The organism is Streptomyces sp. NPDC004788 (genome assembly GCF_053601115.1).
Map to the genome: position 1 here is coordinate 1 of NZ_JBSGBF010000050.1, position 19,939 is coordinate 19,939.

The 19,939-nt window shown below is 67.9% G+C and carries 12 protein-coding genes and 2 pseudogenes; 4 read left to right on the plus strand and 10 right to left on the minus strand.

Features of this window, described 5'->3' with window-relative positions:
* The 3 genes and pseudogenes from ACWEJX_RS21920 to ACWEJX_RS21930 all read left to right on the plus strand — a co-directional run.
* Positions 1-104, plus strand: a pseudogene (locus ACWEJX_RS21920) (enoyl-CoA hydratase/isomerase family protein); the annotation flags it as partial.
* Positions 105-584: 480 nt separating this feature from the next.
* Positions 585-1,955, plus strand: coding sequence for a hypothetical protein (locus ACWEJX_RS21925; protein WP_451609098.1), 1,371 nt, complete (start codon positions 585-587; stop codon positions 1,953-1,955).
* A gap of 136 nt (positions 1,956-2,091) precedes the next feature.
* A complete protein-coding gene (locus tag ACWEJX_RS21930; protein ID WP_451609099.1) occupies positions 2,092-2,562 on the plus strand; it encodes a hypothetical protein in 471 nt (156 codons plus the stop codon).
* 15 nt (positions 2,563-2,577) lie between these two features.
* Here ACWEJX_RS21930 and ACWEJX_RS21935 read toward each other — a convergent pair whose 3' ends face one another.
* The 10 genes and pseudogenes from ACWEJX_RS21935 to ACWEJX_RS21980 form a co-directional block, all read right to left on the minus strand.
* Complete coding sequence (locus tag ACWEJX_RS21935; RefSeq protein ID WP_451609100.1) at positions 2,578-3,789, minus strand: helicase associated domain-containing protein; 1,212 nt, start codon at positions 3,787-3,789, stop codon at positions 2,578-2,580.
* Positions 3,790-4,057: 268 nt separating this feature from the next.
* Positions 4,058-5,245, minus strand: coding sequence for a hypothetical protein (locus tag ACWEJX_RS21940; protein WP_451609101.1), 1,188 nt, complete (start codon positions 5,243-5,245; stop codon positions 4,058-4,060).
* On the minus strand, positions 5,242-10,488 hold the full coding sequence (locus ACWEJX_RS21945; RefSeq protein WP_451609102.1) for an AAA family ATPase: 5,247 nt from the start codon (positions 10,486-10,488) through the stop codon (positions 5,242-5,244). Before ACWEJX_RS21945 ends, ACWEJX_RS21940 begins: the two co-directional genes overlap by 4 nt.
* Positions 10,489-11,557: 1,069 nt before the next feature.
* Positions 11,558-12,172, minus strand: a complete 615-nt coding sequence (locus ACWEJX_RS21950; protein ID WP_451609103.1) for a DUF1963 domain-containing protein — start codon at positions 12,170-12,172, stop codon at positions 11,558-11,560.
* A gap of 56 nt (positions 12,173-12,228) precedes the next feature.
* A pseudogene (locus tag ACWEJX_RS21955) lies at positions 12,229-12,435 on the minus strand (YwqG family protein); the annotation flags it as partial.
* Positions 12,436-12,489: 54 nt separating this feature from the next.
* Complete coding sequence (locus ACWEJX_RS21960; RefSeq protein WP_451609104.1) at positions 12,490-12,978, minus strand: DUF4265 domain-containing protein; 489 nt, start codon at positions 12,976-12,978, stop codon at positions 12,490-12,492.
* Positions 12,979-13,009: 31 nt separating this feature from the next.
* Positions 13,010-13,594 (minus strand): hypothetical protein, encoded by a 585-nt coding sequence (locus ACWEJX_RS21965; RefSeq protein ID WP_451609105.1) that lies wholly within the window; start codon positions 13,592-13,594, stop codon positions 13,010-13,012.
* Positions 13,595-13,844: 250 nt separating this feature from the next.
* Positions 13,845-14,642 carry a hypothetical protein gene (locus ACWEJX_RS21970; protein WP_451609106.1) on the minus strand — a complete coding sequence of 266 codons (798 nt, stop codon included), beginning with the start codon at positions 14,640-14,642 and terminating at the stop codon, positions 13,845-13,847.
* A complete protein-coding gene (locus ACWEJX_RS21975) occupies positions 14,635-15,729 on the minus strand; it encodes a hypothetical protein (RefSeq protein ID WP_451609107.1) in 1,095 nt (364 codons plus the stop codon). Before ACWEJX_RS21975 ends, ACWEJX_RS21970 begins: the two co-directional genes overlap by 8 nt.
* 192 nt (positions 15,730-15,921) lie before the next feature.
* Positions 15,922-18,075: an outer membrane protein assembly factor BamB family protein gene (locus ACWEJX_RS21980; RefSeq protein WP_451609108.1), complete on the minus strand. Its 2,154-nt coding sequence runs from the start codon at positions 18,073-18,075 to the stop codon at positions 15,922-15,924.
* A gap of 1,048 nt (positions 18,076-19,123) precedes the next feature.
* On the opposite strand from ACWEJX_RS21980, the gene ACWEJX_RS21985 reads away from it, so the two are divergent.
* The gene (locus ACWEJX_RS21985) at positions 19,124-19,648 is read left to right on the plus strand and encodes a transcriptional regulator (protein WP_451609109.1); all 525 of its coding nucleotides are present in this window, start codon (positions 19,124-19,126) and stop codon (positions 19,646-19,648) included.
* The last annotated feature ends 291 nt before the right edge of the window (positions 19,649-19,939 follow it).

Here is a 19,939-nt window from a genome sequence, read left to right on the forward strand (position 1 = left end):
TGTGCGCCGGCGGCGACATCCGCGCCATCCACGACGACGCCCGCGCCGGCGGCACCACCACGCCGGACTTCTGGCGCGACGAGTACCGGCTCAACACCCGCATGCCTGAAAGGCTGTAGGAACCGGCCGTCGTGGGTGGCGCGCGCTGCCGGTACGACACGTTGGGCGGACACCCGGTTTCATAGGTGGCCGCCCCCACACGGCCCGGCAGCGCAGCCCCGCCACTGCCGACGTGCGCTGCACAGCGGCTGGACAGGCCCCCTGGCCGGGCTGGGGCCCGAACACGCGCGATTGTTACTCACCGTGTCCACTGCACGGAACCTGTGCCAGAACCGTTGAAGCTCCAGGAACGGGACGACGACCTTGCAGCCGCCCGCGGGGCCAACCGCGAACTCATGGCCCGGATCAACCGCGCGGCAGCCACCGAACCCGGTTAGGCGGCGGTTTCCGGTCATGGATGCATGACTTCCGGACTGAATGATCAACGATGCTCCACTGTGAGTTACTGGCCGATACCTTCCGTGCTGATGGTTGGGGTCGTGGGCCGCCGGGGTGTGGGCACGGCATCAGGCGAGGAGAGGCACGTGTCTGGCAGCTCGCAAGGCGAACGGGGACTGAAGTGGGCGGTCTATGTCGCGGAGGAATACTGGGGCAGTCCGACGCGGTTCGACCGCCACTTCAGCGCCGCTGCTCCCGCGCTGGCCGAGGTGGACGGCACGTGGTACTGCCTGCACCGCGGCGGTGAATTTGATGAGGATCTCGAGCTGCTGTTGTGGACCTCGTTCACCCCCCAATCCCTGCAGCCCTTCATCGAGGCGCTGGACAAGGCCAGCGAGCCGCTGTCCGAGGACGCCACCGACGAGCAGAAGCGGCAGCAGTACGTGGAATCCGTCGAAGCGGCTCAGCGGGCCCTGGGGGCGGCTGGCGAGTGGAAGACCGACACCCGCGCGCTCTGGGAGCTTTCTCCCCAGCAGCGCGCGACCCTGGACAAGGCCGAGGAGCCGCTGCCCGCGGACGCCACCGACGAGCAGAAGCTGCAGCACCAGGAAGCCGTCACCGCGGCGGAACAGATCCGTCGTGCGGCGCGCGGTTTCTCCCGTGACGGCGAGAACGTCATTTTCTGCGGGGAGGCGCCGGCGCTCGTCAACGACAACGGCACTCTGCGCATGGTCTTCATCCCCACCGACGGGTCGGGATCCGGGGATCTGTCGCACTCACTGTGGGAGACGTCCCTGAACACCGGCGGCGACGCGCCGACATGGACGCTGCCCGAACCCATCAGGACTCCGCCTGAAGCGGGGTCGAGTACGCCGCTCGCGCCGGGCCTGGCCGTGTTCAACGGGGCCGTGCACCTGGTCTTCGTCGACGCCCATGGTTGGCCGGTCAGTCACCTGGTCCGCGACGCTGAAGGCATGTGGAGGCCCGCCACGCGGGCCGACGGCACCAACATCCCCCTCCCTTACTACCCTCACGAGGTTGCGCGCGCCGACCCTTACTACAGCGATGCGATCAGCAAGGCGCAAGGATGGTCGGGCAACGCGGCCCTGGCCGTCCACGACGGTCAGCTTCACCTCCTCGTGCGGATCGAAATCCCCGACGACTCCGAGCTGCCGCTTCGCCATCTTGTCTTCGACGGCACCGCCTGGACCGATCTCACCGATGCCGGGCCCCAAGACGCAGACGGCAAGAAGGTCACGCTCGTCTCGTGCCGCGGCGCCGCCCTGGCCTCCCACGACGGAAAGCTCCACGCCCTCGTCGCTCAGAAGGACGATGATCTGCACCACAGCACCTGGACCCAGCAGACCGGCTGGTCCAAGCCCCACAGGGCACCCTGGCACTCCTCCACCGATGCCCCGGCGCTCCTGCCGTTCAAAGCGGGCCCGGCGGATGCCGAACGCGAGGTCCTCCTCATGATCCACCGGGGTGGTCCACGATCGGACGCCCTCGGGCGGTGACCCCCTGCTGCCGGTCAGGCCGCTGTCAGGGCCGGGCACATAGCCCGTTGCCGGAGTCCGCAGATCCCACCGAAGTCCGCCCCCAGGAGCGGACTTCGGTGGGAGCCTGGATCCACTGCGGGCAGGGGAGCACGCTATGGGGCTGGAGAACGTCACCCCGATCTCAATCGACCAGATGCTCAGGGCGCTCGCTACGCGGGGGCAAGAACACGTCGTCGACCCCGAAGTACGCCCCGACGGCCTGATCAAACAAGATGTTCCCGAACTCCTCGGCGCCCTGCTCGGCCTTGTCGAGACCGAGACCACCACCGTGGTCGACCCGATGGAGGGTCCTCCCCGTTCCTTTCACGGACTCCAGCAAGGCTGGCAGCACACGAGCGCCGACCGTGTCATCCACCGCGCCGTGCTCACCAACCGACTTCGCCGCACGCCAGCTGGTGCGCGGCGCGGTGACGGCGTGGACCAGGACGACGATGGCCTGACGGCCAGCGCCGCCTCGGGCCCACGCCCCGGCGTGGCGGACCTGATCGGCCGCCCAGTCGCTGGCGTCGCCACGGGCGCAGCCGCCCGAGCAGATAGCCGGCCGCGAGCGCGCCGGCCGCGGTGACGACGACGCCCACCATCAGGACCACCGCATCCCGATCGCGGACAGCAGCTCCACCCGCTCCGGCGACAGCGTCGCCGCCCGGGAGCGCTGGTTCCCGACCCACGCTCCGAGCCGGAGCTCCCGCTCTTCCTGGTCCTCGCCGACGATCCGTTCGACGTGCTTGCGTGGCACCCGCAGGTGCCCCTCGCGCTCGAAGAACTGGCGGGCGGCCTCGTAGTTCAGCGCCCACTTGTCGGCCTGCGTACGGCGCGGGGGCGGCTTCTCTTCCTCGGTCGCGGGTGTGATGCCGAGGACCTGCTCGCACATCCACTGCTGCACGGTCGTGAGCTTGTCCCAGCCGAGCCGCTGCGCCCGCACCCACCGTCCGAGGTCCTCGCCCTGGTGCATCACCTCGCCGGGCTCGGTCGGCAGTGTGCTGCCGGCCTCTTCGAGGTGGAGCCGGACGAGGTGGAAGGCGCGCTGCCATTCGACCGGCCAGGCCGGGCACCAGGACGGGTCGATGTCCTCCAGCTGCTCGCGCCGCTCCGCCGACAGGGCGCCGGCCCACGACTCCACCGGCAGACCTTCGGCCTGGCGCTGTTCGAGCTCCTGGGCACGCCGGGCGGCGGCCCGCGCGTTCTTCAACCAGGTACCCACCCTGTAGCCCTGATGCGTGGCATCGAGCGGGGCCAGGAGGTGCCCGTTCGTCTCGGCCCACCCTCGCGCGGCGGACAGGCCCTCCTCCCACGCGACGTCGAAGTGCGACCACACCATGCCCAGCTTCTCCAGCTGCGTGACGCGGTCCTCGTCCATGTCGCCGCGGGCGTAGAAGCGCCGGTTGTCGGCGATCCACTGCCCCAGGGGGAAGTTGGCGAGCGAGGCCGGCCAACCGACCCCCTCCGCCTCCTCGCCCTCCGGCACGCGATAGGTGAAGGGCACCTTCAGGTCGCCGTGCTCGCGCGCGAAGATGACGGCGGCCTCCACACCGCGCCGCCAGTGCTCGTGCTCCGGGTTGAGTACCCGCAGGTTGATGAAGGCGGCCAGCTGCGCCGGGTCGCGCGGCGTGCTGAACTTCAGCAGCTTTCGCGCGGGCGCCGACGGCCTGCCGGACCCGTTCCCCTCGCCCCGGCTCTCCTGGCCCTGCGCGGCCTTCGAGGCAGGCTTGTAGGCGCTGGGGGCCTGCTGTTCGGCGAGCTGCTCGACCACCCGGGCGTCGTGCGCCCTGAGGGCCTCCAGCAGCTTCGCCAACCCGCCGAACGCTCGGGTGTGAGATGCCGTCTCAGTGCCACGAGAGGACTGTCATCTATGCGCCAGCGACTGGACTCTGTTGTAGGCGGTCTGAGCTGCGAGGATGACAGGTGGCTGAGTGGCACTTTGTGAGAGTTGGCACTGACGTGAGATGACATCGCCCCATGACGCCGCGCCGGTGCTTCCTGTGACTCGACTCTGGCATGACTGGAGAGGCCGGGACGTGCGCGAGGGCAACCCCTTGCCAACTGAATGGTCAACGGGCGCTTCAGGTCTTGTCGGTGGTGTGGTCGTCTTCTTCCGCCGGCATGTGAATGACGCTGATGCCAACGCGGCAGCGAGCAGCACCTATGGTGTCGTGGAGCCGGGTGAACAGGTCGGGGCGGATCAGTAGATCTGCCCCCTCGACCGCCGGCAGTAGGGGCTTGTAGTTCCCGTCGTGGACGAGGTGGCCCCGCCATTGACGGCCGATGAGTGCTTCTCCTGCTGCGTTGCTGAGGCTGAAGCCATGGATTCCTGTCGTGGGTTGGAGGCCGAGAAGGGCCACGACGCGGGCAGTTGGCGCCAACACGTAGTGAGGTAGGCCCAGGCCATGTGAAGGGAGGGGCGCGTCGACAAGGGGGGTGCTGCTGGCATTGGTCAGGGCCACGAGGGGTTGGTCGATGGTGCCGATGTGTTCCGCTGCCGCCCCCGCAGCAGCGGGGTCCAGATGTCGTAGTGGGCGGGTCCACAGCTGCCAGGGAGCCTGGGAGAGGGGTAGCGAGTCGCCCGGCGCGTCGCTGCCGGAGGCTTCCAGCCCGACGGCGATCTGTATCTGGCGGGCGGGCTGGTCCGGGTACCGGCGTGCGGGAGTGCGCTGGCTTTCGACGAGCCCTATCTGTACCCATCCCTCGTAAGGGCCGCCGTTCACACGGGGGAGCGCCATCGCGCCGTTTGGTAGATGCCGCTGGTCTGCGACTGAACGGAGTCCTGGGGGTGGCCAGGCGGCAGACTCGCGCGGGCTGTCGCTGAACCAGGGGGCAGGATCAAGCGACCATTGCAGGGCCTTCGGGCGGGTGACGGGCCGTGGCACACGGGCCAGCTCCGCTCGCAGTGCCGCTCGTGGATCGTCGCGCAGTCGTGCGGCAGCGTTGCGTTCGAAGGTCTGTGCGTTGCCGATCATGTGTCCGGCCCCAGCGAGTGCCGCACGCAGCCCTGCCGCGGCTTGCTGCAGTGCGTCTTCGGTGGCGCTTTCGTCAGCGAGGTAGGCGTCGGGCCACTGTGTTCTGCTCGGATGGGTAAGCGAGTCCAGTTGTTGGACCATCAGTGTTGTCACGTGCTGGGGGAGCGCCTCGGCAACGAGGTCGATGACGGTCTCTCGCAGCCCCGCAGGACTGCCCGCGGAGACGAGGCGGGCTTCCAGATACTCATCGACGATCTCGGTCGCTGCCGCTTGGGAGTCTGCGGAGTCTGTCATGAGTTGCCCTCGGTGCGAGAGACAGCGGCGGCTATGGCGGTTGCGAGTGTCGGATGGGCTGCCGTGGCGGGGGGTGAGGGAGGTTCGTGTCCGGCGCGCGTAAGGATCGCGGCGGCTTCTGCTCGGACGGAGAGCATGTCACTGCTGCACAAGGCCACGAGTCGGGCGAGGAGTACTGCATCCAGGCGGTCCTGGGGCAGATGGTCACGCAGGACGGACAGGAGCCAGGTGACCGGACCGGCACCAAGGGAGAAGGAGAGCACGTACGCCAGTGCGGTCTGGGCTTGGCTGGGACGGCTCGCCAGCAGCACCGTCGCTGCGAGTAGTGCGCGGCGTTTGTCGCCGCGTTCGGGCAGCGCAATGGTGGCTACGGCAAGAGTGCACAGTGCGGTGTCGATTTCGTGCTGTGTGGCGGGCTGCGGGTTCGGCTGGTAGGCGCCGTCGCCGAGGCGGGCGTCGCCAGGCAGACGATGAGCGATGACGTCGTAGGCCGCGTCCCAGCAGGCGAGCGCATCGGCGCCCGGCATCTGGTCAAGCGGGGCTTGTGCGGCGAAGGCGGAGACCAGGGCCTGGCTGACACCGATCGTTTGACTGTACGAGGCGTCGGCAACGGCGCGTGCCACCTGGTCAGCGAGCAGGCCGACCGAGACGACGGCGTCTGCCGAGTAAGCCTGCTGCCACAGATCCAGCCGCTCCTTGCCGGCGAAGGCGCGCCAGCCTCCTCCTCCCCGCATCGTGGTGAAGGCGAGCACGCCGGCCTTCGCGGCGAGCGGGCCGAGAGTGTCGGGAGCAGCCTCTTGGCGCAGACACAGTCCAGTGGCGATGTCGGCCAGGAGCTCACGCGGTTTGGTCGGGCTCATCTCCTCGGCGATCCGGTGCAGCAGTCGGGCAGCCGCGTCGATGCCGTGCCGGTCGATGACCTCCAACACCCTCCACCCGACCGCGTTGGCCAGGCCGTCTTGTGACCACCGGGGCCCCGGGGGAGCGTCGTAGGGTTTGTCGTTGTAGTCACGGACTGCAGCCAGGACACCAGCAGCGCCTTCCGGAAGGGCGGCGAGCTGCTGTGCGTTCAGGTAGTTGCCCGTGGCGTAGCGTCCTTTGGGTCCCGGCCAATCACGTGACCGTTTGACAGGCACGGGCTTCGGCGACCACAGCGGGCTGCCTTCGCCACCGCATCGCTGCGCTGCTGCGGACAGCCCGGTGGTGGGCGCGTCTCCGGCACCGCTGGAGGCATAGATCAGTGTCTGGTCGTCGTAGGTGGAAGTGATCGCGTTGGCCAGCACCGGCAGGAGACGTTGCGTCCGTGCCCCATCGTCGCGGGGCAGGTCCGCGAGCCGGCCGAGAAGAGCGATGTCGGCGTCGAGACTCCGGCCGTCGGGGCCGGCTGCGATCCGCAGCGCGGCCAGGACCACGGGGTCGGCCGTGTCGGCCTGCGCGGCAAGCAATTGATGATGAGCCTCTTCCACCCAGGCGTCGGTCAGCCCTGGCTCGGCCAGCAGCGAGCCGGCCCCCGTCTGTGCAGCGGCCTGGGGGTCCAGGCGGGCGAGCAACCCCCACCATGTGTGAGGGATTCCGCTGGTGCCCCGCCCATCGGTGCACCGGGCCACGAGGTAGGCGAGAGGCTGCGTGCGTGCGAGTCTCTCGCGGGCCTGGGCAGGTGCGGCCTGGAGGAGCTGGGGGAGCGGATCGAGCAGCTCGCTGATGGTGGAGTCCTTGTGGCCGCCGTAGGCGCCCATGAACCGGGCGGCACGGTCCCAGCACTCCTGCGCCTCTAGCGGGTCGCCGCAGGCGAGACTCACGCGGGCCATCTCCAGCTCGAAGTCCGCTTCCTCCGCATACTGCGCACGGCGTTCTGCCTGGGCTGCGCGCAGGGTGTCCATGAGCTCATGCACGACGCCGGCGCCAGCCTGACCGACGCTGCCAGCGAGCAGAGAGACCAGCTCCGTCGTGATGAGAGGACCGCTTCCTGCCATGCCCATGAGGGAGGTGGTGGTTCCGCGGCTGATGGCCTGCAAGGACGTGATGCCCAGCGCCACGTCCTGATCCCGAAGCATCGCCACGGCATCGTGCAGAACCTGCCGCACCAGTGTGTGGATAGCGCCGAGATCGCTTGCCTTGGGCCGGCCCGTGAACGGCTGATTGTGCTGGGCCAGCTGTTCGAGCGCCACGCGCGCGGTCAAGGAAGCCGTCTCGGCCGGGATTCTGCCCGCGTCGACGTCGTGGCGCAGCCCCAGGGTCGCTACGGTGAAACGCAGCCAGGCCCGGTAGAAACCGACACCTTCCAACAGCGGGAGCAGACGGGAGGCAGCCTGCGAGTCGGACGCGTGGGCCACCGCAAGCAGCGACAGCCATCTGCTCACCGGTGCCGGCAGATCACCGGCGTGGTCGGTCAGCACCTCACGCGTGGCCTCCTCGAGGACCTTGGCGACACCGCCGGAGAAGACGTCCCCCACCAGGTCCACCACCGCTACGCCATGCCGGAGCAGAGGCCGCGGGTCGCAAGGCCCGCTTGCCCACGCCGCTGTGGCCAGCATACGAGCCGAAGGCCATTCGCCTGAAGCACCGCTACGGCAGTCGGCCAGACACAGCAGAACAGCCATACGCCGGTCGGTACGTTCGATGAGCTCCACGCTCGCCATCAGCGCCTCGGGCCCCAAGCAGTCCAGCAGCACACCCAGTACCTGCTCCACAGCAGGCAGGTGCTTCTGGTCAAGGAAATCCGCCACTCGCTGCGCGACCGGGCGTGGCGCGGCGTCACCGTCAGTCCTCTGGCGCGGCTGCCGAATCGTCCCGCGCAGCTCCGCAAGAAAAACCGCATCGTCGCTGTCAGAGCCGTAGTCGACGCGATCGTCACGTTCCTTGTCCCAGGCAGCCAGGTACGCCTCCCACGGTGCAGCCACACCAGCACGATCGACAGACGCGCACAGCTGCAGTCCCCACCGAGCCATCATGGTGGGCTCGCCCTCGTACATAAGGCTCGCTGCGACCTGATCGGCGCCGCGCAGCGCCACCAGGACATCTGCGTACGGCACGAGGGAGCCCGGCAGGCCCTCTTCCTCATAGGTTGCCCGGGCCCGGCTGAGTTCTACACAGCGCACCAACGTGGGCCAGTCACTCCGAGCCGCCGCTCGCCGCGCGGCGACAGCCAGCGTGTGGACGATGGCCTGAGGGGGCTGCAGGCCGGCGATAGCCCGGGAGAGGAAATCGGGCCCGATGAGCACGGCCAGTTCATCGTCCCGGCCCAACGCGGACAGAAGTTCGGGCAGGTGCCGGAACGCCCGCGGGTCGGTGAAGAATCCACGTTGGGTGAGCCACGCGGCAGCCTGCGACCGGACAAGATCGACCCATCCCTGATTGCTGTCGATCTTGCGGATGAAACGGCTGAAACTCTCGTGGTGGATCTTCAGCCCGCCGATGCCCGGCTGCTGCGCGACAATCGGTGCAACGCTGTTCAGCGCGGTGCCGAGCATGAGTCCGGGCATGGGGAAGATCTCTCCCAGCTCCTGCGCGGTTACGGCGAAGTCGCAGATAGCGAGCATGCTGACGGCGTGCCGTTGCTCGCTGGTGAGACCCTCCAGTAGGTAGTTGTAGTAGTCGTCGAGGTCGTGTGCCGAGGACGGGACCGCGCGCAACCGCTCCAGAGGGTCCCCAGCGATGTCCCGAGCCGGCAGCGATGCTGCAACGGCCGCCGGGCCCACCGCATGCCGGCACAGGTACGTGGCGTAGAGGGCATTGCCCCGTGAACGCTCCTCGATCAGGCAGACCGCAGCATCGGCAAGTTCAGCAGATGCCTGCCGTGAGGTGGATTGCGCCAGGGCCGACAAGACACCCATCCGATCCGCCAGCGCATGCAGCTCCCCACGATCCAGAGGCGGAACGACCAGGCGTTCCGCACGCTCGTCCAGAGCCTGGAGATGAGGACCCGGCTGACTGGCCAGGACGAGGACAACACCGGGAGGCAAAGCAAGTGCAGCAAGTTCTTCCACCAAAGACGCGGCCGGGTCAGACTGCCGATGAAACGCGCTGCCAGAAATGTTTCCGACGACCCGGCTGACATGGTCGATCCCGTCCACGATCAATGCGACCGGCCGATCGGGAGCCAGATCCCGCACTGCGGCGACGGCTGCCGTGAGTGTCTCGGCCGTGGCCGCGTAGCGTGGTCTGACCTGTGCCATAGCCTCCGGGACAGCCCTCTCCAGCTGCTTCAGGAGGCTGCCGATCACCACATCGGTCAGCACACGCTGCTCACGGCGTTCGTCATCGCTCCCGAGCCAGCAGTGATGCCGCGCAACGACCCAGTTGTCCTGCAGCACGTCGCCGAGCTGCTCGCACAGCCACGACTTGCCGATGCCGGGACCACCTGTCACCACAAGGGCGCCGCTCTGCCCCGCCGCAGTCCTCGCGGCAGTTGCCAGACTCGAGAGAACCGCTGGCCGGGGCACCTCAGTGGCACGGTCCACAGGGTGCCCCTCCTGGGCCGCTCCGAAGTCGACCTCCAGCCCAAGCCGGGGGAGGAGATCCTTGGCCGTCACGGCCCCGTTGCGGCTGCGTGCGGCTTTGGCCGCCTCGATGAGGGCCAGAGCCACGTCCTCAGGCGCACGGTGCCGGTTCGGCGGCCGCCCGGCGCCGAGCTCCTCGCTGACGCGATGCAGCAGCGCAGCCTCCGCAGGCCCCGGCTCGCGGATGTTCAGCGAACACGCCGCCACCCCCGTGTCGACGACCAGCGAGGCACAGGCACTGCTGAGCAGGTCGTCATCGACAGCCGCGAGCATCGACCGCCACGGCTCATGCTCACGCAGAGCGGCGGAGTCGAACCGCGACCGCCTGCCGTTGAGCCCGCGTAGGGCCGGCCCAGGGTCGTCACCTGCCCGCAAGGGCTGTAGCACCCGCGACAGCTCAGGGTCATCCGGGTCGGTGTCACGTACCACCACACGGTGCGAGGTACCGGGGTGCGATGCCAGGCCGCTGCCGACGGAAGACAACAGTAGATCCAGACGCAGCCCTCGTCTGTCCTCGGTGAAACTCTTCAATGACAACGCGCGGTCGTGATCGGTGTGCTTGATCTGCAGCCGCTCGCGGCCGCCGTCGGCCCAGTCGCAGGTGATGTCGTCGAATCGGTCCCCGGCGAACATCTTCGTGTCGACAAGCACCGACCGCGCGCGTCCGACCGCAAGATCCACCAGGCGCAGCGCGGTGAGCAGATCCTGGTAGGCGTAGCCAAGATGTGTCGGCCGCAGGTCCATGCATACTCCCGACATACCGCGGAATCAGCCCAGTATCGGCCCCAGGGTGCGAGCTTGAGCAAACCCTAACCTCAGCGGAACTCGGACGTGCCGCGGCTGCCCAGCACTCTCCTTGTCTCAGGTACACCCTCCACAGCCGCAGTCCTGTGCTGAGTGCACAGTCTGCGCCTAAAATGAAGCCCTCGAACAGGCCGCGTCACCTGCCCAGCGCAGTGCCTTCACCATCCGCAGGCTCGTGACCCGCGAGGGGCCGCCTCGGCCGACCGGTTAGACCGGGCAACACGCGCCTGCCCGTTCGTAGTCCGCTGCTCCTGGCCGCGACGGCGGCGCAGCACCCTCAAGCGTTGTCCCACCCGCCGCTTCGACACCTACTGGACCGACCCCACCCTCTCCACTGCCGTCACTGAACTCCTCGAACAGTGCCAGGGCACCTATGTGGCGGCCGAAGCCGACCGCTTCCTCGCCCGCACTGCCGATGTCGTCCCCGCCGACCGCAGCCGTGCCACTCCCCGAACATCGCCACCGCTAAGAGATACGGAGAAAAGCAGGAACTCAGGGACAGCGTCGACTCCCTGGACCATGGCTGTGGACTCACCGACCTCACTGCATTTCCACGGCGGACCGGCCGGAGGTCGCACGGGATCCTTGGGCAGAGGACTCGGAAGGGCGACGTCGGCGCCGGCCTGCTCATGGACCAGGCCGTCCCGTTGGAAGACTCTTTCGGCAGTGACGGCATGTCCCTCGCTGTACCCCTGCTGGAAACCGCCGTGGGTACGGGCCACACAGGCCATCCGAGTCCGCTCACTCCGGAGGAACGGCTCGAGAGCCATGCGCTCGTACCCGCTGTAGACGGCCAGCGAGAAGACCTGCCACCACCCTTCCAGCTCCGGGTCCATCGATGGACGGCCGTACCAGAAGCTCGACGGAACGAAGCGGAAGTGATCGTGGACGCGCACTGCCGTCAGCCGGTGTCCCATCCCGGACAGCTCGGCCGCGGCAGCGAGGGCAGCGCCCTCACTCGGCAGGCTCAGCGTGTGCTGGACTCCCCAAGCGGGAGGTGTCGCGGTCATCAGCTGCACTGCCAGGTGAACATCGCCCGGTCGAAGCGCCGCGCGGCCAGATCCTCCGGGCGGATCAGCCAGTACAGGGCTCCGGCGTCGCCCCACATCATGTCCGCGGCGTCCTCGCTGTCGAACTGGGCCAGCAGCACCCAGTTGCCCGCCTCCTCGGACAGCCGAGGGTCGTTCCAGGGCACCTTGCCGCCCAGGACCGCCTCCGCGATCTCGATCTCGACCGGGTTCTGCACGGAGTGAGCGTGGCCGCCGATCTGATGCCCCACCTCGTCGTCGAACTCCCACAGTGCCTCGAGGAACTCCTGCGAGCAGACGGGGTGGTCGTACCGGTTCCCGAGCGGGGCACCCGCAGCGAAGGCGTTCCGAATCCGGGGATGCCAGGGCTCGGCCGCTGTCATCTCCAGCCTCGCGGCCAGCGGCACCACCGGGTACGACTCGACTTCGTCAGGCGTCGCACGTTCCTCGACCTCCTCACCAGCTGCCACATAGAGCACACGGGCGCCCGCCCAGCTCTCCCTGTCCTCAGCGAGAACGAGAGCTTCGCCGTCGTCCAGCTGGCCGTCGAAGTAGAAGAACAGCAGCGTTCCAGCCTCGGGTAGATCGATGTCCACTGCGCCGTCGGCAGGCCCGCGCAATCGATCGAGGCGACGAAGGAGAGCGGACCATGCCCCTCCCACATCGGCCACTCAGAGGCGGCCGGCAAGGCTGGAAGGCCACCGAGTCGACCCGCCACGTCGTCAGAGCCAGTCGCTACCTCAAGACGCACGCCAGGGCGAAGCAGACCAATCCACTTCTCGGCATCCCCGGGCGACAGATGCTGCAAGGCAAGGGAGCGAAGGGCATCCCGGGAACCATGTGTCATGCGCCCGATCATGCACGGCGCCACTGACAGAGACCTCGGCGGCCCTCCAGCAGCACGCGCAGCCGCTCAGTCCGTGGCCGTGGACCTCCAAGCAGCGGTGACACACCCTTCCTCCCAGTGCCACCAGCCTTCCGTTGCACCGTGTTCCAGGAGCTTGCGGATCCGCGGCAGGTCCGCCTCCGGCGGGACATCCAGCGCCACCATCCGGTACCGCTCGATGCCCTCGCCTGTCGTGCCGAGCTTGTGGAAGATCTCCAGAACGCTCTGCCGGGCAGCAGCCGAGCCGCCGTCCTTCAACACGATCAGCCGGATCGTGCAGTTCTCTGAGGATCGGACCGTCTCTCCAGCCCAGCGGACGCCCTCATCGTCGATCTTCACCCGGACGATGTCGTCGCTGGCGACTCCACGTACAAACCAGGGAGTGTTGTCCAAACGCACCGTGCCGTCACCGAGGTCCACCGCCCACAGACTTTCGACGCTCGCCGGCGGCCAGCCGTCCTCGTCCACATCCATCCGGAAGTGGACCTTCACATGGTCGCCACTGATGCTCGTCACAACACCATCATCCTCAGGGGACGATCAGCGTTCAGATGAGGCCCATGAAGTCGAGGAGGAACCACTTCTCGTACTCATACCGCTCGCGAAGTGCGAATGTTCCGTCGGCCACGAGCTCCTCGCCGTCCCACCACCATCGTGGCTTCGAATCGAGAGCCTCTGGATAGTTGAAGAGCTCGTGCGGAAGGGGTTGCTCATCGAAGTTGCTCGGAGGCATCCAACCCTGTTCGCCGACGATGACGCCCACGACGGCATCGGCTGTGAGTACGAAGTCGGGAGTTTCGTCGTCGTTGAACGTAAGCCGCCATTCGCGCTCGTGCAGCCAATCCGCGGAGCCGGGTTCGTAGCGCACTCGCCGGCCGCGGAATCGGGCTGGCATTCCATCAGTCGCGAGCAACTCCTCGTCCGAGAGATAGAGCACTGGCCGGGCACCAGCGGCTATGAGAGCCTCGCGGTCGAGTAGAAGCGCCCACGGCCCGTACGGCCCGCGCGGGCCAATGCCGTCGCGAAGCAGGACCCGACGAGCGGCATCGGAGGGCTCGCCCAGGCAGACCACAGCCTGGCTCTGGCGGTACGGCACACTCCCGCGAATCTTTCCCTCGCGGAGGATGCCCACCAGTCGATCCTCGGCGGTCCCATTCGCATGAGCCGGGGGATGGTCATCGCTGCTTCGTGGGCGTCCCGTGAAGTGAACGAGAGTGCCGGGAAGGTCAGGGTGAACGCCTACGCCGGGAGAGGGCCTCATACGTCTCCTTCGTGGTCCCAGGGCAGCAGAATACGGTCAGCGGCTCATGACCGTGATGCGTGAGCACGTTGAGACTTCGTCGTTTCCACGTGCCGTTCGAGGCGTCTGGTGACCGGCGCGGTCATTCGGCGAGGTTGGGAAGCACTTTACACCGGAGCCAGGCCAGCATCTGGTCGAGCAGGTGCACTGCCCGTTGCCGAGCAGGTAGTTCGCGTGGGGTGGGTCTCCGGTAGGAGGCGGTCAGCTCGTCGACCCGGGTGTGCAGTGCCTCTTCCGGGGCGGTGCCAGTGAGCAGTGCGAAGCGGAGGAAGCCGGAGAGCGGCCGGCTGTCGTGCAGGTCCTCTGCCAATGCTCCCGTTCGTTCCAGCAAGGGGAATGACGCCGGCTCCTCGGGGAAGCTGGCGCAGAGGGCGGCCAGAGCGAGGCGGACACCCAGGGACGCGGTATCCCAACGGGCCGCCAGCTCTGGAAGCGTCCGCCGGACGGCTGCGCGTGCCCGGGCAGCTGCGGCTGGATCACTCTGCGGGTGCTGCCGGGGCCAGCAGTCCGCCGTGAGGCGGTCGATCTCGGCGGCGATGTGGAAGAGGAGAGTCGTCAGGCTGGCTCGCTCATCAGCCGGAACGCGCTCGTCGGAGGCGAGGGCGGCCACCATGGGCACCGCCTGCGCGGTGTACGCATTGCTGATGCCCTGGTGATGGATGTCGTTGTAGAAGTCGCTTGCGAACTCGCGGTCTGAGGCGAAGGGCCCGAACTCCGGCCCGAAGAGCAGAGCACTGTGCGGCGGCCGCTCGTCGGTAGGTATCCGATCGGTCACCACGGACCGGAAGATGCGCCGCAGACCGGGCTCGAAGCACTCGTCCCGGAAGCGGTCCGCTGCCGCAGCATCCCACTCCTCCGGGGGCGGGAAGGCATCAGCCATCGAATCTGATCCAGGGAACGTCGAACTGCCCGAGAGGGTGCAGGGCGCTGCGGTGGAGGGCGCCGATGCTGACGGCGGCTTCGCCGCCCTCTTCCGGGCCGTCCGAGAGCGCGACCACGATGCCGGGGCCGGCGAGGAAGGTCGTCGGATCGAGTGGTGCCATGAAGGGCCGCAGCGGAACGTCCCGCAGCACGGAGCGGAGCAGGAGGACGATGTCGTCGGCAGAGGCGACCGCCTGTGCCAAGTAAGGAGCACTGAAGGTCGCCTCGTGCAGAACGAACTGGAGCAGGAACCTGCTCAGAGGCTCCTGCTCCGGCAGTGCCTCGTCGTCCCGGACGAGCAGGACGGTGTGCTCTCCGTTCTCCGCGTCCGGACGGCGTGGGCAGCACCACGACCAGCATCCCTGAACCTCGCAGGCGAACGAGAAGTGCTCCTCGCCCCGGCCACACCGGTCGGGCTCCGGTTCGTGCACATAGTTGTGCGAACCCAGGATTCCCGGCCGCTCTTCGGCCAGGCGGTAGAAAGCAGCCAGCGCGGCCGGCACGGCCTCCGCCGACGTGTTGATGCTCGGTTGTCGGGACCGGGCGAACCACGACTCGACGAACAGCGTCAACGCCTCCTGCGGACGCGCCGCCACGAGATCCACCCACGTCGGTGTGGGCAGTACGGGATCGGGAACGGAGGGCCGGACCACCTCCAGTAGCCTGCTGGTCAGCGGCTCGATGAACTCGAACTCGTAGCGGCCGGGCCCCCAGTGGCGGAACTCGGCTCGTCCGAGCAGCAAGCAACCGATACCGACCCTGATGGCGATGCTCACCGGCCGCTGCCGGAGTTCGTCGAAGCTCCAGACGTCCCGGTAGCCGGTCAGCGCCTCGTTGATGTCTGCGGGTACCTCGCCGACCAGACGGAACTGGTCCCGGCTCCAGACGCCGCTGGACGCCGGGTCGTCATTGGCGTCGGCGATGATCTGGATCTCCGTGGCACCGACGATCAACGAGGCGCCGGTCAGGTCGAACCTCATGGCATCAGGACCGAGCCGGTCCAGCAGCGCACCTTCATCGACCCGGACCGGGCTCCTCTGCGGCATCCCGGCAGTGTATGTGGGAAACGATCACCGGCAGGGTGGGAAACGATCTTTGAACGCCTGCTTGCACCGCTGGTCAGACGCACTCGCGAACACCCCCCTAGACAGTCGGCAGCGAGGTCCATGCACGGCTGTGTGTCTCCCGGTGCCAAACGCTGCAACAGGCGACGTCCCTTGGCTGGCACGAGAAACCGTTCAGCAGCGCAGGGACAGTGCGTGGAGTTTGCCGTTGCTGCCCGTCACATAGGCTCTGTCGTCGACGATGAGCGGGGCACCTTGCCGGGCTTCGTCCCACATCACCTCAGCACGCCAGACTTCTCTGTGCGAGCGTGTGTCCCATCCGTGTAGGACTCCACCGCGATGCCCGCCGTAGACAACGCCATGGGCGCTGAACAGTCGCGAAGTGAAGGAGCCGGAGGTCCTCCTCCGGAGCAGCTCCGCACCCGTAGCGGCGTCGAGAGCCACGAGACATCCGGGCTGCTGGAGCCCGAGATAGACGACAGCGTCAGTGACGTGAGCGGCTGCCGCTGCACTCGCGCCTCCGCCGGTGCGCCACCGTTCCTGACCCGTGCGGGCGTCCAGCGCAATCACGCAAGCATCAGCGGTCGTGAGGTAAAGAAGACCGCCTGCCAACACCGGCTTGCCGACAAGAACGCTGTCGAAGGCGTGCTGCCAGTGCACCTGCCCGCTGTTTAAGTCCAGGGTGGTGACTCTGTGGATTCCGGGTCGCCGGTCCCGGCTGACAAGGTAGACACGTTCGTCGCTGGCGGGCCAGCAGAGGACGTCACCATCCCGTTCCGCATGGACCCACTGCAGGATGCCGTCGGTCCCAAACACCCACAGGCTGCTGTCTCCCGGAGCATCGCCGACGCAACCGCCGCTACCGGTCTGCAGGAACACTTTCCCCGCGTGCACCCGAGGCGCCGCGGCCGGAACTCCACTGACCGGCAGCTTCCACAGCAGCACCTGAGAGGCCAGATCGATCGCGTGGACGTACGCATCGGACGCTGCAGCGAACAAAGTGCCGCGCTCGACAACGGCCGCACCACCCGACATGCGGGCCGGCAGCGGCCTCCCGCTCCTCCTCCTTTCGGCACGCAGGTCCACCGGAACGATCTGACGCGCCCGGTCTGTGACGAAGACCTTACCGGCGGCGGTCACCGGCCGGTCGCTGTAGGCCGTCTGCAGTGGGCGTGTCGGATTGCCCGTGGCCCTGTCGAACCCCAGCAGCCAGTAGCCGTCCCGCACGACGAGCAGCTCACCAGCGAGCACGGGCTGAACAGCACGGTTACTCACTGCCGACCTGCTCCACAGCACGGTGTCCTGCTGGCTTCTGACACCTGCACGCTTCCTTGGCTTAAGCGCACTGACCCGTTTCGGTGCACCGGGCACGGTGGCCGCGCCGCTGGCTGTCGCACGGCCCGCTGGTGGGACGAAGCAGGAAAGGCCGTCAAGGTACGCAGTGAGCGTGGGCAGATCGAGCTCCGAGCCGCTGGGCGCAAAGACGCCCACCAACTCCACAAGACGGGAGAACAAAGCATCGGCCTGCCAAGCGAGCCCCAGAGGTGTCAGCGGACGCAGGTGTCCCACCGCGGTCGTCCTGTCGGATAGGTCGGCTCCCTCCAGGCGCAGCTCCATCACAGACAGCCTGCTCAGCAGGCGCCACGTCAGCTCCACAGGCCGCAGCCCGGTTCCCTCGCTCCACTCCCCGCCCAGAGCCGCGGCCACCAGCGCGTCGAGCTGAACCAGACGGCCACGCATCGCCCTGGTCGCGTAACCGCCTTCGGCCATACGCCGCCGAAACTCCGCAGGACTTGCCGCAGCCGCAGCAACGACCGCGAGTTCTCCCAGCTGGTGGGCGGGCTGGCAAGCCGACACGACAGCCAGTGCCAGCTGGCGGCGCCCGCTCCGCAGCAACGGCCAGTCGCGGACGACGACATCCAAAAAGGCCCCAACGAGCTGTACCGACTTCGCCTCGCTCGACACCAGCCGAGGCTGTCGACGCACCCCCACGAACAGAACATGCTCCGTCCCCACGGCGCTGCGCCCGCGGACCAGGATGTCGTCGACCCTGCTGATGTCGTTGCCCTGGAAGCGTACGTGCGTGGGCGTGATGTGATCGCCAAGGGCAGGCACCGGCATGCCCGTCAGGAGATGGGACAGCATCAGCGCTCCGACGCGGTGCTCGAGTACCGTGCCGCCGCCACCCGTCGCGTACGGGCCGGCAGATGGAGCTGCCCTGGCCATGTTCATCTCGCGCAGGACGTGCGCCAGGTTCACCGCGTACGGCATGGCGTTCTGCCGCGTCAGCTCTCTGGCCTTCTTCGTCGCGTCGTGATGGGGATTCATGTGCCGTCCTTCATCGCAGCGCAGCCCCCGTGAACTCGCGGCAGCCCGTATGCCCACCGGAAGCGATGGGTTGCTGCCAGGCGAATTACGGCTCTGGCTCCCCCGTCCTGATCAGGGGGCCTTGAGGAAGCGGGGCCGCCAAGGGCGCCTCAACCCGACAACGAGGTGTCGGTCAAGCGGGTTACGCGCGCGGCTGGCACGGCTCACACTGTGTGCGAGCCAACGCTCCCGGCGCACAAGCAAGGCCCTGTGAAGGGGCAGGCCGGCATGAGGGCACCGACCGGACCGTTGACACAGCCGGGAATCAGGCTCGTGCCCTGCCACAAACCCTCGGCGACGACACCAGGACAGCACCACCGCTGCAACGCAACAACAGCCGACGGCACAGCGGAATTCAGCCAACTCTACGGTGATGCGGACGAGTTGGGAGCATCGGAGGGAAGGGCGTTGTCAGACCCTACCGCTAGGGTGACCCGCCGCCGACGCGGCGAGCAGCCGGCGGCGCAACCTCCGGTGCCAAGAGCACAGGAAGCATGAGAAAGGGCTGTCCGGGAGACCGCCATCGCACGCATGACGCGGGCGAGCGCGGAGGCAGCCAAGGACATCGCCCCGCCTGCGAATTCTCCTTGCCGCGCCAGCGCGCCGCAGTAGCGCGCGGCCAGGCGCGGGATCTCCCGCCCCGTGAACGCGATGTCGTGGGAGTCGCGATCCAAGTACGGCACCACCAGTCGAATGCATCGAATGTGCAGGGCTCATCGAACATGGTGAAGTGGGACGTTCGTGGAGTTTCTGCCCCGCAAGGGTGATTCGCCTACCCGGGCTTCCGTAACGACTGGAAGCAGAACCGACGCTGGTGCCCACGGCCTATGTTGCGGCACACCGAACCCCTTTGTGCGGCGCCCCTCCACCCCCAGGTCCGCACCTCCCAGGCCGACGCGTGGCCTACCCCAGCCGGCCCCTTGCCGCACCCTTTCCGACCACCGCACTTGAACGCGCACGACTTGCAGGAGACCGAACAATGGGATTCGGACGACTCGGAGCCCACGGGGTGCCCGCAGCCCTCGCCCTCACCGCCACCCTCGATGACATCGCCGGCATCGCCCAACCACACCTCAGCCCCAGGCACCGCCACCGCAGCCACCTGCTGTACCTGACCCGTTCCCGCGCCGGGTACACCGTCATGCAGCAGAGCGGAATCCTCCTGGACCCGCGGAAGATCACCGCATGGCTGTCCGAAGAGCGCGTCCCCAGCGCCGAACAGCAACGGCGGCTTGACGAAGCTTTCCGGCAGCTGCGGCGCCGCAACATGGCACCCAGCCTGACACGCCGCCTCAACAGCGACGGTGGAACCCGTGTGGAGATCCACCCCATCGACCAGAGCGATGTCGACGCCAAGCATCAGCGAGTGGCCAGGTGGCGGCGCAAGAACATCTACCGATGGGACCCCATCGTTGCGGCCTGGTCGCGCGGCGACATGCGCGAGATGACCCACCAGTGGGAGCACGTCATCTCCGATCTCGACTCCGACTGGCGCCAGTACGAGCACGTCACCCGCCTCGGATTTTGGGCCTGACCGCAAAACCCATCGAAGAGCCACATGCCCGAACATGAAGAAAGGCCCGTCCGGTGCCCGCAGACTCTGCAGCGCCCGAGGAAGCTGACCGCACCGAGCGCGAGCGCAAGGAACTCATGGGGCCCGCCGTCCGCGCCCTGCTACAGCTCGCCGAACAAGGCACACTCACCACCGCTCACGTCACCCTGTCTGCCCACACACTCGGCGTCCACGTCCGCACCGTATGGCGCAACCTCGCCCGCGCACGAGCCGGGCAGCCACTCCGCGCCACCCGGGAACGCTTCGAAGTCA